Raw genomic sequence first — 14,704 nt, 5'->3', positions numbered from 1 at the left:
GTCCGCGAAGGTTCGGGCATGTGGGGAAGCACGCCGAGTACCAGGTTCCAGGGCACCGCTGTGGCAGTCGCGATTCGTGCTGCCGCGTCAGTAGTCAACATCTAGACCGCTCGTGGAACCGCTAGTCACGGTTTTCGCATGCGCTTTGAAGCCTCGGGTTTTCTTGATCGCCCGAGCGCTGTTGAAGTGTGCGCGACGGGCGGTGTGAGGAGCACCTTCGTGGCTAATCCACAAAGGGGCACCCGGTTTGGCCGTGCGCGAAATGTGCTCGGCGCCACCGTGTGTGCCGCAACCATTTCTTTGGTGGCGGGCCTAGTCAGCCCGGCCGCCAATGGTCAGAGTTCCGCTTCCGGAATGAGCGAGCTTGTGACCGCTGTGTCCCGTGCGCAGGCCGACGTCGACGCGCTCAACTTGGACCTCGGCGGCCTGCAGGAGTCCGTCAACCAGTCGCTGGTGGACCTGCACGATGCGCAGGTCAAGGCAGAGCAGGCTCGTCGCGGCAAGGATGAGGCGAAGCGCCGTCTCAACGAGGCGCAGGAGCGTGTCGACGCCCTGCGCGCCGAGCTCGATGATCTGAGCCGAGCGCAGTACCGTGGCTCCAGCCCGAGCGACGCGCTCGTCGCCGTCAGTGGCAAGGACACCCAGCGCGACGTGCTGGATCGCTCGCTTTTCCTTCGCCAGCGCTCGGAGGAGAAGCGGGCGAAGCTTGCTGAAGCCGAGCAGGCCCGCGCCCAGGCGGCTAATGAGGAGGCCACGCTTCGCCAGGCCAGCGAGCTTGCCGACGCTTCGGAGGCCGAGGCGAAGCAGGCCGAGGCGAGCGCGCGTGAGCTTCTCGACGCCAACCGCGCCGCCCTCGAGGCATCCGTCGCCGAACGCGACGCCGCCCAGTCCCAGCTGGATTCTGCTCAGAAGGAACTGGATCAACAGCGCCCCGCCCAGACCGATAAGGCGCAAGTGGACCAGGCCCAGACCGAAGTGGAGGCTGACGCGCCCCAGGCGCAGCCTGAAACTTCAGACACCGCCGCAGCCGAGTCCGACAACGCCATCGCTGCCGACCCGTACGCGGCCACGCTGACCGTGTCCAAGGGCGACACCACCTACGAGGTGCCGGAAGAGGTCGTGGATCTGGTTCGTCAGCGCGTGTCCAACGACGCTCCGGAGGCGCCCGAGCCCAGCCGTGAAACCGTGGTCGATGCGGTGCGCACCGTGGCGCAGACGTCGTCGGATAGCGATATTGCGGCGCTGTCGTCCACCGCCGGCCTACCGGCGCTGGACAGCGACACGATCGCGAAGGTTGGCGCTGTCGCGGCTGGTATCGCGATGGTCGGCGGCGTGGCGGCCAACCACGGCTCCTTCGACAATTCCAATGCGGATGCCGCCGAGCTGGTCACCGCCTTCGCGGACAGTCTCAACGGTGCACTCGGCACGGTCGAGCAAACTTCCGACACCACGGAAACTGCGGACTCTACGGATTCCCTCTCCGCAGTGCTGCCCGAGGTCGAGACCGCCGCTGACGTCTCCGCCAAGTCGCAGAAGTCTGTCGCCGCGGTATCGGATTCCTCCCAGGTGGAGGCTGTGATCGCGCGTGCGCAGTCCCAGATTGGCACCCCGTACGTGTGGGGCGGCGGCGACGCCAACGGCCCGACCACCGGCGTGAACGGCGGCTCGGTGTCCGGCTTCGACTGCTCCGGCTTGGTGCTCTACGCGTTTGCGGCCGCCGGCGTGGCGCTGCCGCACTACACCGGGTACCAGTACCAGCGCGGCACCCAGGTCCCGGCGAGCGAGGCCCAACGCGGCGACCTACTGTTCTGGGGCCCGGGCGGCAACCAGCACGTGGCCATCTACCTCGGCGACGGCACCATGATCGAGGCACCGCAGGCCGGCCAGAACGTCACCATTGCTCCGGTGCGTTGGTCCGGCATGGCTCCGAACGCGGTGCGCCTGCTCTAGCGGGATAAACTCGAGGGCATGGCTCTCAACGACTACGACGCACTCCTCGTCCTTTCCTTCGGCGGCCCCGAAGGGGAGGACGAGGTTATTCCTTTTCTTGAGAACGTCACTCGCGGGCGCGGCATCCCGCGCGAGCGGCTGGCACAGGTCGGCGAGCACTACTTCCACTTCGGCGGTGTGAGCCCCATCAACGGGCAAAACCGCAAGCTCATCGCCAAGATCGAGGCTGAGCTGTCGGCGCGCGGCATCGACCTGCCCGTCTACTTCGGCAACCGCAACTGGCACCCGGTCGCCGAGGAGACAGCGAAGCAATTGCTTGACGACGGCCACAGGAACGTCCTCGTATTCGCCACCAGTGCCTGGGGCGGGTATTCAGCCTGCCGGCAGTACGACGAGGACATCCAACGAATCCGGGAGGTCACGCCGGAGATCACCTACACGAAGCTCTGGCAGTTTTACGGGCACCCGACATTCGTGGACCTCGTGGCAGAGGGATTGCGCGCTGCCGTGGAGAAGGCAACCGGCGACACCCGCGTGCTGTTCACCGCGCACAGCGTGCCCACCGCCGCGGACCAGAACTCCGGCGGGCCGGCAGACCAACACCTGTACTCGAGGCAGGTTGCAGAGGCGGCGAAGCTCGTCGCAAAGCAAGCCGGCGTAGATAGCTACGAGGTGGTGTGGCAGTCGCGCTCCGGAAACCCGGCGACGCCGTGGCTGGAGCCGGACGTGGTGGACCGCGCCAAGGAGCTTCAGCGCGAGGGGATGGAGCACCTCATCTGTGTGCCTATCGGGTTTATTACCGACCACATGGAGGTGGTCTGGGACCTCGACACCGAGCTGAAGCAAGCGTGCGAGGAGATGGGGGTTTCCCTGACGCGCACCCCGACCGTCGGCCTCAAGCCCGCGTTCGCCGGCATGGTGGTCGATATCGCCGAGGCCGTCGGCACGGAAGTCAAGCCTAAAACCTTGTCTTCAGTCACGGTGCAGGGCTGCACCGTTAATGGCGCGCCGTGCAAGGAAGGGTGCTGCGCGCCGGTGAAGCGGCCGGGCCGCTAGCGCGCCCACTCGCGCTGGTAGTCCACCACCGCATCGGCCACACCAGCCATGCGGGCGGAGCGCACGTGGCGCCAGAGCGCGAACAGCTGCGGGTCGAAGGAGTGGTCGTCCAGGCGGTCGGTGACCGTTTCAATCGTGGCAGCCACCCTGTCCGCCCGGGCGAAGAGTTTCGCCGCGCGCGGGGTGACACCGGCGGGAAGCCCCGGGGTGTCGTAGAAGTCCGCGAGCGTGCCCACCGCCAGCCGCGGGTTGGGCAGATCCTTTCGGGTGCCGCCGGCTGCCTCGATCAGCACGGCCGCCTGGTCGGTGGCGCGGGAGAGCAGCTGGTCCGCCTCGCCAGGGGAGAGCCATTCCGGCTCCGGCAGCGGTTCCGGGTCTTCGAACCAGCGCCAACTCACCCCGCTGCCAGAGTATTCCGGCACCAGAATGTGGTGCATCCCCGCCCCGCGCACCACCAGCGCCCCGGCCTGGGTCAGCGCCTCCATCGCGCGGGACCCAGCCCGCAGCCGCGGTGCCTGGCCAGGACCCCAGAGGACGAGTCTGATTGCGGGGCCGGGGGTGGTGAGGTCGGCGGCGGAGCGGACGTCGTGAAGCAAATGCGCCATAGGCAGGCTGCCGTACGAGTGTGCACCTCCGAGATCCGTGAGCGCGTCGACGGTGTCGTCGGAGGATTCGACGTTGTAGAGCCACGCCGCCAGCCAGACGGCGGTGTTTTGCAGGGGTGAATAGACTTCGGCGCGCGTGTGCATCCGGGCCAGTGTAACGGGGCCGATACAATGCGGACGCATTATGGGAGATAGCCGGTACAGCGGAGACATTTTCAGCGGACACGCGCGGAGCAAGCGCCCGAGCTACCCGGAGATGCCGGCGGAACCCGGCATCATCGTGGAGATCGTGGGCAACGACTTCGTCGGCGCGGTGGTGGGCTTCGAGCGGACCTACGACGGCGACTTCGTGCGCTTGGAGGACCGCTACGGCACCCAGCGCCTGTTCAAGATGTTGCCCGGCGCGTTCATGGTGGAGGGCCAGCGCGTGACGCTGACCCGCTACGTGGCGCCGCGCGACGACGGGCCGAAGCGGTCCAACTCCGGCTCCCGGAAAGTAGGCAACGTCGAGGCCAAAGTGGCCATGCCGTCGCGCATCTGGGTGGAAGGCATCCACGACGCCGCGATTGTGGAGCAGGTGTGGGGCCACGACCTCCGCGTCGAAGGCGTGGTGGTGGAGTACCTGGAAGGCCTGGACAACCTGCAGGAGCGCCTGGATGAGTTCCAGCCCGGCCCGGGCCGGCGCATCGGCGTGCTGGCGGACCACCTGATCGAAGGCACGAAGGAATCCCGGCTGGTGGAGCACGTCGGCCCGCACGTGCTGGTCACGGGCCACCCATACGTTGACATCTGGGCTGCGGTGAAGCCGTCTAGTGTGGGTATTCCCGCGTGGCCGGAGGTGCCCTACGGTGAGGATTGGAAGACCGGGGTGTGCCGCCGGCTGGGGTGGTCGGACCCGAAGGAAGGGTGGCGGCGTGTGTCGTCGTCAGTGAGCACCTTCCGGGACCTGGATTCCACGCTCATCGGAGCGGTAGAGCGGTTGGTGGACTTCGTCACCAACCCGGAATTATCCAAAAACGATCTCTAGAACACATGTAAGGTACGTCACGTGGGACCTTTGCTTTGGTTTTTAGCTGCGGCGCTGCTGGCGCTTCTGGAATTGACTGTGGGCGAGCTGACGCTGCTCATGCTCGGCGCGGGCGCGCTGACCACCGCGCTTGTGGCGCTCGGCGGCGTGCCCATGTGGGCGGAAGTCGCTGTGTTCGCCGTCTCGTCCGCGCTGTTCTGGTTCTTCCTGCGTCCGCCACTGCGCCGGCGCATGGAAAAGCCGCTGGTGTTGGACGATTCGCCGCGGGCGCTGGTCGGCAGCACTGCGGAGGTCGTCGAGGACATCGTGGGCGGCGAGGGCCAGGTGCGTTTCGACGGCTCCCTGTGGTCCGCCCGCGGCCTCGATCCGGCGGAAACCATCCCGGCGGGATCCCGCGTGACCGTTTACGATATTGACGGCCCCGTCGCTGTCGTGTGGAAGGAGCCCTAAATGGGAGGGTTTATCACATTCTTCGTCATCATCGCGCTGGTGGTGGCAATTCTCACCGCGTCAATCAAGCTGATCCCGCAAGGCGAAGCGGCGGTTATTGAGCGTCTCGGCCGCTACACCCGCACCGCATCCGGCGGGCTGACGTTCCTCGTGCCCTATATCGACCGGGTGCGCGAGCGCGTGGACACTCGTGAGCGCGTGGTGTCCTTTCCGCCGCAGGCCGTGATCACGCAGGACAACCTGACTGTGGCGATCGACACGGTGGTCACGTTCCAGATCAACGACCCGGCCAAGGCAATCTATGGCGTGGACAACTACCTGGTCGGCGTGGAGCAGATTTCTGTGGCTACGCTCCGCGACGTCGTCGGCGGCATGACGCTTGAAGAGACGCTGACCTCGCGCGAGACCATCAACCGCCGGTTGCGCGGCGAGCTGGACGCGGCCACCGCGAAGTGGGGCCTGCGCATTAGCCGTGTGGAGCTCAAGGCGATTGATCCGCCGCCGTCCATCCAGCAGTCCATGGAGATGCAGATGAAGGCGGACCGTGAGAAGCGCGCTATGATTCTCACCGCGGAAGGTAAGCGCGAGTCCGACATCAAGACCGCAGAAGGTGAGAAGCAGGCCCGCATCCTCTCCGCGGAGGGCGAGAAGCACGCCGCGATTCTCAACGCGGAGGCGGAGCGCCAGGCGATGATGCTGCGCGCCGAGGGTGAGCGCGCCGCCAAGTACCTGGCTGCGCAGGGTGAGGCCCGCGCGATCCAGAAGGTCAACGCTGCGATCAAGTCTTCCGGCGTCACTCCGGAGCTTTTGGCGTACCAGTACCTGGAGCAGCTGCCGAAGATCGCCAACAACGACGCGGCGACGATGTGGATGATCCCGTCCCAGTTCGGCGACTCGCTGCAGCAGTTCGCCCGCGCGTTCGCCGACAAGGACGACGACGGCGTGTTCCGCTACGAGGCGGAGTCCCCGAACGACCGCGACCGGGAGATGGCCCAGGCGGACAACACCGACCGCTGGTTCGACACCTCCACCGACCCGGAGCTGGCGAAGGCGCTCGCCGAGGCGCGTGCGGTGGCGAACAAGCACGTGGACGACCCGGATCCGACCCAGGATTCAGCGCAGGATTCGATCAAACCGGAATCCAGCGGCGCCACCCGCCGCGAGATCACCACGGGCGAGCCGCAGCAGACCGGTTTTGAGCAGACCTTCCAGCCGGAGGCGCAGTCCGACCCGGTCTCGCGCCCTGTTACTCGCCCTGACCAGCAGCCCGAGTAATCAAATTCAGCGCTAGCTGCCACCCGGCCTGCTCCGCGGGCCACCCGGCCGCCTGCAACCGCTGGCTCATCGCCTGTTTGGAGATGCCCAGGGTTGCGGCGGCCTCATTTTGGTTCATGCCGCGTCGCACCAGCGACGTCGCCTCGCGCCCTTCGTAGGTGCGCTTGTGCAGCACGTGCGACATCAGGGCGAAGGTCGCCGCGATGTCCGCGGCTTCAGTCGTCGCATTTTGCCTATCGACGATCACCCGCACCTGGCCCGCCCTCGTCCCGACAGCAGTAGTCGCCGTGGCAGAAGCGTCGCGGGTGGAGCCTGCGCCGTCGGCGATGCCGAGCCCGATGGCCCAGTTGCCGTCTGAAAGCAGAGCCATGATCAGGTTGAGCGCAGCCTCCGCGTCCGCGACCTGCGAGCGGATGTCCTCCACCCCGAGCACCTCGAAGCCTGCGACACCGGGCAGGGAGCTCAGCGCCTCGGCGGAGCGCTCCACCACGGTGGCGCGGGCCTTCTCGCGGCCCCGGTACCTCGCATGCACGGCAATCATGGGCCGTAGCGTACCCCTGTCTACCCTTGGGGCTTGACTCCGACACGTCCTGAGCGGGTGGGCAAGCGCGCGTCCAGCAGCAGCCCCGCGACGCCGACGACAGCTAGCACCGCCATGATCGCCACGAACACCGGGTCCGCATCGCCGGTGAGCGTGTCGCCGAACAGGGTGACCAGGATCGTGCCGGGCGCAGAACCCACCAGGGTCGCCAGCGCGAACGGGGCCACGGGCACACGGGTGAGTGCCGCGGCGTAGTTCATGATGGAAAATGGCACCGCTGCGATCATGCGCAAGCTCAAAATAGCCAACCAACCACGTTGTTCAAGCCGCCGGTTGATGTTCTCAACGGCCGGGTGTGTCAGGCGCGGCTCCACCCAGTCCCTCAGTAGCGTCCGGACGATGAGTAGCGAAATGACTGCGCTGACCGTCGTGGCCGTCAGCGCGATGAGTATTCCGCGGGCGGTGCCGAAAAGGATGCCGGCGGAGACAGTCATCAGCGTCCTGGGGATGGGGAACTGGGTGATCAGTACGTACAGCAGCCAGAACAGGACAGGGAACCAGACACCGGTCTCATCGGACCAGGTGCGGAGCGTCGACAGCGGAGGGACGTCGAGAAGCATCCATGCTGCGACGAACAACGCGCCGGCCGCAACGATAAGTGCGATCCGGTTCCGTGGTGCCTTCCGCAAACGATTCACCCCGCTATCTTCCATCGGGCTGTAGTCTGGAACCAACTTGAGGAGGGGGACTCATGAGCTCACGTCAACGCAACCCATCGTGCGTCGGCCTGTTTGTACTTTCTTTGGCATTTACAGTGCTTGGAATCGGGGTGTCCTATGAGCCGACGGCGCGGTCGCTGTTGTTGCAACCCGAAACCGGAAGAGCCTCTTAGGCGCCGGCACACCAGTGTCTAGGGCGCATCTGCGCCACGCTCGTCCTTGTCTGGAGTTGGCAAGAAGGCAGTCGAACTCGTGCCTAAGAAGACGAGGACAAAGAGCACCCATAGCCCTGGGGGAAGGTAAGGCAGCAGCGCCCCCGGGTACCCCGAGACTGCGACATGGACGGCGACCGTGTACCAGATGCCCACTAGGAGCGCTGTCAGCATGGCAACACAGTACGGAAAGAGGATTGCCCAGAACTCTGCTCGCTGGATCGCGCCTTGGGTACGGCCCAGAAGACGCAGTGGTGAGAAGAACGCATGCAAATTGGCCCGCTTGCCCATCACAGAGACCGCAAGGACCAGGCAGATCGCCAGCAGAGTGTAGGCCGCGGTGGGGACGAAGCCGGCGGTTCCGTCGCCGTGGGGCCCGTACATGATCTGGCTATCCATATCCACATGCCGTACCCAATCCTGCGCGGACTCCACCCGGAGATGATCCGGTGCGCTAACCGATTCTGCGACCACGGGAAGCCCCCATTCCGGTTCGACCGGAGACTCGCTAGAAATACCGGAGAACGGCACCATGAAGTCTGGGTAGAAGGGGCTGTGAGCTTTCACCGGCGCCGCGGGCGAGAGTAGCTGCCCTAACACTTGGTCATTCGATCCGGCCAGAGAATAGTCATTCGCTTTCTCCATCGGTACGGAGGTCTCCCCGGCGGATTCGAAGTCCGAAGGCTGCCAGTAGACCACCCCACGGCAGTCGTCGCCGATCTCCTCACATACACCGTCTGCTTCCTGCGCTTCTAGTAGGCGAAAATCTTGGCCAACGACGACTGGGACCGTTTGGAAATTCTGGGAGCCTACGTAATTTGCCGCCCATAACGAGGTCTGTGCACCTGTGAAGCCTGCCAGCGGAATGGCTACGAGCGCGGTAGCAAGCCCCACCCTCGAGGTCGTCCCGACGGTTTCGGAGGAGCGGATGCCTAGCGCGGGTGCCGACCATCCGCTCACCTTTTTGATCGCCGCTGCTGCCCAGCGAGCTAGCGCCCGGGCGAAGGTGCCGGCAAGTGTGACAGCGAGGAACGGCAAGGTGAAGACGAATATCAACACGACAGGCCCTGGCGGAGTCGCCACCATGCACCAGATACCCGCGGCAATATTGACCACTGCGAGCACTAGGCCAACCAGCCCCATCAAGGATTTGGACTTACCTACTGTCGCCGCTCCCAGATCCCCGGTTTTGGCTAGCTCCTTGTCGACGTTGAGAATCCCCACGCCGAGAAGGTACAGGGGGACTAAGACCAGCGGTGACGACCAGGCAACGTCAATGGGCGAGCCCCAGTGATCTGGCAGCTGCTTGTTGAGCCCTAGCAGAATCACCTTGAAAAGCGGCGTCGCTAACAACCGTCCCAACACGACCGCCGAAGCGCTTGCTAGAAGCGCCAGGCACGCCCCTTGCAGGAGCAGGTGTCTGGTGAAAAACGCCCTGCCTATGCCGAGAATCCGCAGCGCTTGCACGGTATTTCGGTGGTCAGCGATAAAATTCTGATGCGCCAACCGGACTCCGGCGAATGCCGGGATGATCGCAATCAGGCTCATATTCGTCACGCCGGCCTTGAAGTCGCTGCTTCCGCCAGTCGAGAATGCGACGTAAAGGATGGTGCCGACGAGCGTGCCTATTACTACCGCAGCCAGTACGATGCCCCCGATGAAGGGGCGCGCCGTCACCGACAGCTCTCTCCGGTAGGCGGCGGTGGGAGTCATGGTCTTCATGGGCTATGCCCCCATCTGCAGCAGCGTTTTTGCCTGCCCGTCGAAAAGCTCACGGTGGGAGCAATAGACCACTATCGCTCCCCGCTTCGCCGACTGGCGCAACAAGTCCTCGACCACGGTGACATTCGCTCCATCAAGCGCGCTGACGGGCTCATCCATGAGCACCAAGTCCGGTTGGGAAGCTAGTGCCTGGGCCACCGCAATGCGTTGGCGTTGACCCCCGGATAGCTCCGCCGGCAGGGCTTCTGTGAAAGGCTGCATGCCCAACGTGCCAAGCAGCTCTTCCCTGCCCTGGGCGTCGAGGCCCCGTCCGGCAACGTGAACTGCCAGCTCGAGGTTCTCCCGGCAGCTGAGGCTAGGCAGGAGGGTCGGTGCCTGTGGTGCGTACCCGACGTGCGTGGCCCGCCACGAGGTTAGCTTCTTGGCCGCGCCCTTTCCGAACCGTTTACCGTCGATGGTTACCCTGCCTTCACTGGGTGAGCGCAGACCGGCTAACAGATCCAGAACCGTGGATTTACCGCTTCCCGATGGGCCCCGGACTTCGTAGATGCCAGGCTGTGACAACGACAGCGCGGCATCCCGCAGAATATATGGCCCATATTTCGAGTATCGGAAAGAGATTTTATTCCAAACTATTGCGACCATCACAATTCCTATCTTGTTAGAGGGCATCCGCTACCCGAGCACCAAACCCCTATCGGCAATTGCACGAACACGTTTATCATGAGTGACAGCCTGTGGGCGGGTTATCGCCTGCGAGCCAGCTAGCCACCGTGTTCATCGTCGGGCCGGTAGCGAAAGGGCAGATCTCCGAGTACCACCTGCTGGCGGTGCTGCTCGTGTTCTCTGCGCTCGGGTTGTTGTTCGTGGTGATTTTGGACCGGCACTTCGAGTTTGAGAATCCGGGCACAGATGGATCGAGCGGGGGATTGATCGGCGCGATGAATGGACCCAGCTGGTCGTAGTGGTCAACAGCGAAAATAAAAAACGCCCCGCCACAACATTGCGACGGGGGTATCCGATGGTGCCCGGAGGGGGACTTGAACCCCCACGTCCGTTAATAGGACACTAGCACCTCAAGCTAGCGCGTCTGCCATTCCGCCACCCGGGCTTAGGGTGTTTTTCAGCCTCTCGGCTGGGCACTCGCATAACTATAGGGCGGGGCGATTGAACCGCCAAATCGCCAGTACAACCCTGAATATTTGCTAGATTTTCCAGAATGATGCCACCGCCGCGCAGAATGAAGACGTACAGCTGGTTCGTCCCGCCCGCGCCGCCAGCGGACGATCCGGCACGGCTCCATCCGGCACGCTGGAGCAGCGGGAACCGGGTGGTCAGGGACATGGTTGGCGCATATCCGGGCGTGTTGGTGCTGCACATTCTGAGCTACCTCATCGGCTCCGGCATCGCTGCCTTTGCGCCGGTAGTGGTGGGCATGATCGTGGACGGCCTGGTGGGGGAAGAAAAGTTCAACGCGTGGTGGCTCTTCGGTGTGCTGGTCGGCATCTTCATCATCCAGTTCGCCGGTGAGGCCACTGGCGACGGCTTGGCCGCAGCCTCGGTGCGCCGCGTCACCCACAACGCGCAGCAACACCTGTCCTCGGGCGTGCTGCGCCGCGGGGCGGGGGCGATGAGCCCTGGCACGGTGCTCAACACCATCGACGCCGACGCGAACACTATTGGCCGCTACCGCGAGCTGCTGTCGTTTCCGCTGATGGCCATCGGCTACGCCGCGGGCGCAATTGTGGCGATGTGGACGGTTAGTCCGTGGGTCTCGCTCGCCATTCCCGTAAGCGCGCTTGTCATCGCGTTGTTTGCGGCGTGGACTGCCGGTCCGGTGACACGGGTGTCGCTCAAGCGGCGTGCTGCGGAGGCTGACGTGGCGAGCTTGGCCACGGATACCTCGCAGGGCCTGCGCACTGTCAAGGGCCTGGGGGCGGGCGGGACCGTCGCTCACCGCTTTCACACGGAGACGGCCAAGGCGAAGCGCCTCATGCTCACCCATCTGCGCGTAGAGGTGTGGCTGGGTTTTGCCCGGTTATGCGTGGCGTGGTTGTGCAACCTGGGCATCGTGGGGCTGGCCGCATGGATGACGCTGCGCGGCGAGATCACCCCGGGCCAGTTGACGTCCGTGGCGCTTCTGGTGCCGCCCGCGCTGAACATGGCGGGCTTCGCGTTCGGCGACTTAGCCAGCGGGTGGGGCAGGGCGGTGGCCAGCGGCCAGCGTATCCAGCAACTGCACCACGCGGGCGACGACACCGCGGGGCCTGAGCCGACAGACACCCCGGTCCCAGGTGCGGGACTGTGGATCCTCGAGCCGGCGGAGCGCTCCTACGCCACAGCCGTTGCGTGGGCGCAGCGCGCCGATGTGCTGTTCCCGCCGCACACCGTCAACGTTTTTGAGGGCACCATTGCGGACAATGTGAATCCGCGCGGGGACGTGCCGGAGGACGCGGTGAAGCAAGCGCTCGCGGCCGCCCACTGCCAGGACATCCTCCGCAGGCTCGGCGGCATAGGCGAAAACGGCGAGCTGCCGGACGCGCCGCTGGGGGAGGCCGGCCTGAACCTTTCCGGCGGGCAGCGGCAGCGCGTCGCGCTGGCTCGGGCGCTCGCCGCCGACCCTGAGGTGTTGATCTTGGACGATCCGACCACGGGGCTCGATTCCGTGACCCAGGCGGATGTCGTGGAAGCCGTAGCGGTGCTCAGGGCGGACAAAACGACCGTGGTGATCACCGGAAACTCGGCGTGGCAGCACGCCGGAACCGCATTGGAGGTGGCGTAGATGCAGCGCGAGTACGAACGCACTGACGCGGTCGCCCCCGCGAGCGTGAAGGAAACCTTCGCGTACCTCTCGGCACTGCCGAACGCGCTGGACAGGCGTTGGTGGACGGGGCTTTTGATCATCCAGGCGCTCACCGTCGCCGTCTACACCACACAGTCAAACCTGTTCGGCCGCAGCGTCGACCCGCTTACCGGCGGTGCGGTTCCGCTGCTGGGCACCGGCACCCGCGCCTTCATGTGGACCGTAGGTCTCGCGTTGGCCTGCATGCTCGTCGAGATGTTCCTGCGGGCCCTGGGCAACTACGTGGTGGGCCTCAAGGTCGCCCGCGCGTCCATCGACCTGCGCCGTCGCTGCCTCGACGCGATCCTGCGCGCACCCGTGCCGCGGGTGATGGAGCTCGGCACCGGCAACGTGATCACGCGCATGACCAAGGACATCGACGACGTCGTCCAAACCATCACCGCTATCGGCTCGCGCGTGCTTACCACCGTGTTCGTCTTTCCGATCACGTTTATCGGGCTTTTGCTTATCGACGTCCGCTTCGCCGGGATCCTGCTATTGATCTGCGTCTGCACCTACCCGTTCGCCCGCGCGGTGGTCCGCGCCATCCCGGATGCCTCCAACGCGGTGAGCGTGGCGGAGGCGCATCGCAACGCGGTGCTGCTGGACACCGTCCGGGGCCTGCCCACGCTGCGCGCCTTCGACCTGGAGCGTTGGGCGTTGGCCCGGATGCGGCGGACCTCCTGGGGCGCGGTAGAGGCGGAGATGGACCGCGTGCCCTGGTTCATCCGGCTCATGGGCATCGGTCAGGTCGCTTTCGCCGCGTGGGTGCTGCTCACCCTCGGTGTGGGTGCCTGGCTTGCCTCCACCGGCGCTGTCACCCCGGGCCAGGCGAGTGCAGCGGTGTTCATGGTGATCCGCGCCGAAGTCATGGTGTTCAACGCTCTGTTCTTCGTCGGGGAGCTGCAGAGTGCGGCCACCGCCGTGGGCCGCGCGGTGAGCCTGGCCAAGCTCGCGGACGGCCGCGTCGCCACAGTCGTACCGGAGGACCTGACCAAGCCCGTGGATGTGGCAGTCGACCACGTCTCCTTCGCGTACCCGGGTGGCGCCAATGTGCTGGAGGATCTCTCCGTCACACTCGAGGCGGGAACGACCACCGCGCTGGTGGGGACCTCGGGCGCTGGCAAGTCCACCCTCACCGCGCTTATCGCGGGGTTGGTGGAGCCCACGGCTGGCAGCATCAGGGTGGGAGGGGTGGACACCTCGCAGGTCAGCGACACGTGGACCGCGAGGAACGTCACTCTGCTCACCCAGGACGTCCACCTGTTCGCCGGCTCCCTGCGCGAGGATCTCTCGATGGCAGCACAGGGTGCGACCGACACGGACCTATTGCGGGCGTTGGCAACCGTCGGGCTCGACCCCGATGGCACCCAGTTCGCGCGCCTGTTCCCGAAAGGGCTGGACACCGCCGTCGGCGCGGGCGCGGAGGAGCTGCCGCCGGAGGTGGAGCAGCAGCTCGCGCTCGCGCGTGTCGCACTGTCAGGCCCGAAGGTGCTCATCCTGGACGAGGCCACGGCAGAAGCCGGCAGCGACGCCACGAACGCGCTGGAAGAGGCGGCCGCACGCATCGCGGAGGGCACCACGGCGTTGGTGGTGGCGCACCGCCTGGACCAGGCAGCGGCCGCGGACCGAATATTGGTCATGGACGCCGGACGCATCATCGAGGACGGCACCCACGCCCAGCTCATGGCAGCCGGCGGGAGATACGCGCAACTTTTCGCCGCGTGGAGTGGCGGGTGTCACTAGCTCTCCGGTAGGAATGGGGACATGACTGCCAACTATGTATCCGACCGTTTCCCCGGCCCCGACCCGTACGCGCCGCTGACGGACGTGCCGTCCTTCGACATCGTCTCCGAGGACATCGTCGACGGCGAGCGTCTTGCCGACGCACTAGCCGGCGACAACGCGACCAGCCCGCAGCTGTCCTGGTCCGGCGCCCCGGAGGGCACCAAGACCTTCGCGGTGACCTGTTTCGACCCGGACGCACCGACTGCGTCAGGTTTCTGGCACTGGTCCGCTTTCAACATCCCCGCGGACGTCACCGAGCTGCCCGCCGGAGCAGGTGCGAAGGAGGGTCTCGGCGTCGGTGCAGTGGTGCTCACCGGCGACAGCGGCGTTAAGGGCTACTACGGCGCCAATCCGCCGGCAGGCCACGGCCCGCACCGCTACCTCTTCGCCGTGCACGCGGTGGACATGGAGCTGCCCGCGGACGAGATTGCCAACCCCACCCAGCTCGGCTTCAACCTGAACTTCCACTCGCTCGGCCGCGCCATCATCTGGGGCTGGTACGAAAACCAGTAAGATT

General features: G+C 65.5%; 14 protein-coding genes and 1 tRNA gene. 9 read left to right on the top strand and 6 right to left on the bottom strand.

Features of this window, described 5'->3' with window-relative positions; translation table 11 throughout:
* The first annotated feature begins 219 nt into the window (after positions 1–219).
* Together CIHUM_RS05870 and CIHUM_RS05865 are read left to right on the top strand one after the other, a co-directional pair.
* Positions 220–1,950, top strand: coding sequence for a DIP1281 family NlpC/P60 protein (locus CIHUM_RS05870; protein WP_034998965.1), 1,731 nt, complete (start codon positions 220–222; stop codon positions 1,948–1,950).
* An 18-nt stretch (positions 1,951–1,968) separates the two neighbouring features.
* Positions 1,969–3,006 carry a ferrochelatase gene (locus CIHUM_RS05865; protein WP_034998966.1) on the top strand — a complete coding sequence of 346 codons (1,038 nt, stop codon included), beginning with the start codon at positions 1,969–1,971 and terminating at the stop codon, positions 3,004–3,006.
* Here CIHUM_RS05865 and CIHUM_RS05860 read toward each other — a convergent pair.
* Entirely contained in the window at positions 3,003–3,755 is a 753-nt protein-coding gene (locus tag CIHUM_RS05860) for a hypothetical protein (protein ID WP_034998968.1), read from the bottom strand. The genes CIHUM_RS05865 and CIHUM_RS05860 overlap by 4 nt on opposite strands.
* 40 nt (positions 3,756–3,795) lie before the next feature.
* Between CIHUM_RS05860 and CIHUM_RS05855 the strand changes: the two genes are divergently transcribed.
* The 3 genes from CIHUM_RS05855 to CIHUM_RS05845 are packed head-to-tail and all read left to right on the top strand — an operon-like array spanning position 3,796 to position 6,363.
* Positions 3,796–4,638 (top strand): DUF3097 domain-containing protein, encoded by an 843-nt coding sequence (locus tag CIHUM_RS05855; RefSeq protein ID WP_034998969.1) that lies wholly within the window; start codon positions 3,796–3,798, stop codon positions 4,636–4,638.
* Positions 4,639–4,659: 21 nt separating this feature from the next.
* Positions 4,660–5,088 (top strand): NfeD family protein, encoded by a 429-nt coding sequence (locus CIHUM_RS05850; RefSeq protein ID WP_034998970.1) that lies wholly within the window; start codon positions 4,660–4,662, stop codon positions 5,086–5,088.
* Positions 5,089–6,363, top strand: a complete 1,275-nt coding sequence (locus tag CIHUM_RS05845; protein WP_051106387.1) for an SPFH domain-containing protein — start codon at positions 5,089–5,091, stop codon at positions 6,361–6,363. It begins immediately after the preceding gene.
* Here CIHUM_RS05845 and CIHUM_RS05840 read toward each other — a convergent pair.
* The 4 genes from CIHUM_RS05840 to CIHUM_RS05825 form a co-directional block, all read right to left on the bottom strand.
* Entirely contained in the window at positions 6,335–6,904 is a 570-nt protein-coding gene (locus CIHUM_RS05840; protein WP_034998972.1) for a hypothetical protein, read from the bottom strand. The two genes, CIHUM_RS05845 and CIHUM_RS05840, sit on opposite strands and share 29 nt — an antisense overlap.
* 20 nt (positions 6,905–6,924) lie before the next feature.
* Positions 6,925–7,617, bottom strand: coding sequence for a TVP38/TMEM64 family protein (locus CIHUM_RS05835; protein ID WP_034999349.1), 693 nt, complete (start codon positions 7,615–7,617; stop codon positions 6,925–6,927).
* 197 nt (positions 7,618–7,814) lie between these two features.
* The gene (locus CIHUM_RS05830; protein WP_034998974.1) at positions 7,815–9,557 is read right to left on the bottom strand and encodes an FtsX-like permease family protein; all 1,743 of its coding nucleotides are present in this window, start codon (positions 9,555–9,557) and stop codon (positions 7,815–7,817) included.
* A gap of 3 nt (positions 9,558–9,560) precedes the next feature.
* Positions 9,561–10,229 carry an ABC transporter ATP-binding protein gene (locus CIHUM_RS05825; RefSeq protein WP_081634424.1) on the bottom strand — a complete coding sequence of 223 codons (669 nt, stop codon included), beginning with the start codon at positions 10,227–10,229 and terminating at the stop codon, positions 9,561–9,563.
* A 65-nt stretch (positions 10,230–10,294) separates the two neighbouring features.
* Here CIHUM_RS05825 and CIHUM_RS05820 point away from each other — a divergent pair, with 65 nt between their 5' ends.
* Positions 10,295–10,522: a hypothetical protein gene (locus CIHUM_RS05820; protein WP_034998976.1), complete on the top strand. Its 228-nt coding sequence runs from the start codon at positions 10,295–10,297 to the stop codon at positions 10,520–10,522.
* A gap of 57 nt (positions 10,523–10,579) precedes the next feature.
* Here the strand turns inward: CIHUM_RS05820 and CIHUM_RS05815 are convergent.
* Positions 10,580–10,668 (bottom strand) — tRNA-Leu (locus CIHUM_RS05815).
* 108 nt (positions 10,669–10,776) lie between these two features.
* Between CIHUM_RS05815 and tetA the strand changes: the two genes are divergently transcribed.
* Genes tetA through CIHUM_RS05800 form a run of 3 tightly spaced genes read left to right on the top strand, consistent with a single transcriptional unit; the run spans position 10,777 to position 14,700 of the window.
* Positions 10,777–12,339 carry a tetracycline efflux ABC transporter TetAB subunit A gene (tetA, locus tag CIHUM_RS05810; protein WP_420536125.1) on the top strand — a complete coding sequence of 521 codons (1,563 nt, stop codon included), beginning with the start codon at positions 10,777–10,779 and terminating at the stop codon, positions 12,337–12,339.
* The gene (locus tag CIHUM_RS05805; RefSeq protein WP_034998980.1) at positions 12,340–14,145 is read left to right on the top strand and encodes an ABC transporter ATP-binding protein; all 1,806 of its coding nucleotides are present in this window, start codon (positions 12,340–12,342) and stop codon (positions 14,143–14,145) included.
* Between the two features lie 21 nt (positions 14,146–14,166).
* Positions 14,167–14,700, top strand: coding sequence for a YbhB/YbcL family Raf kinase inhibitor-like protein (locus CIHUM_RS05800; protein ID WP_034998982.1), 534 nt, complete (start codon positions 14,167–14,169; stop codon positions 14,698–14,700).
* The last annotated feature ends 4 nt before the right edge of the window (positions 14,701–14,704 follow it).

This window comes from Corynebacterium ihumii, from assembly GCF_028609825.1.
GTDB lineage: Bacteria > Actinomycetota > Actinomycetes > Mycobacteriales > Mycobacteriaceae > Corynebacterium > Corynebacterium afermentans.
The sequence above is the reverse complement of the archived record's forward strand: the minus strand, read 5'-3'. Positions and strand labels throughout refer to the sequence as shown.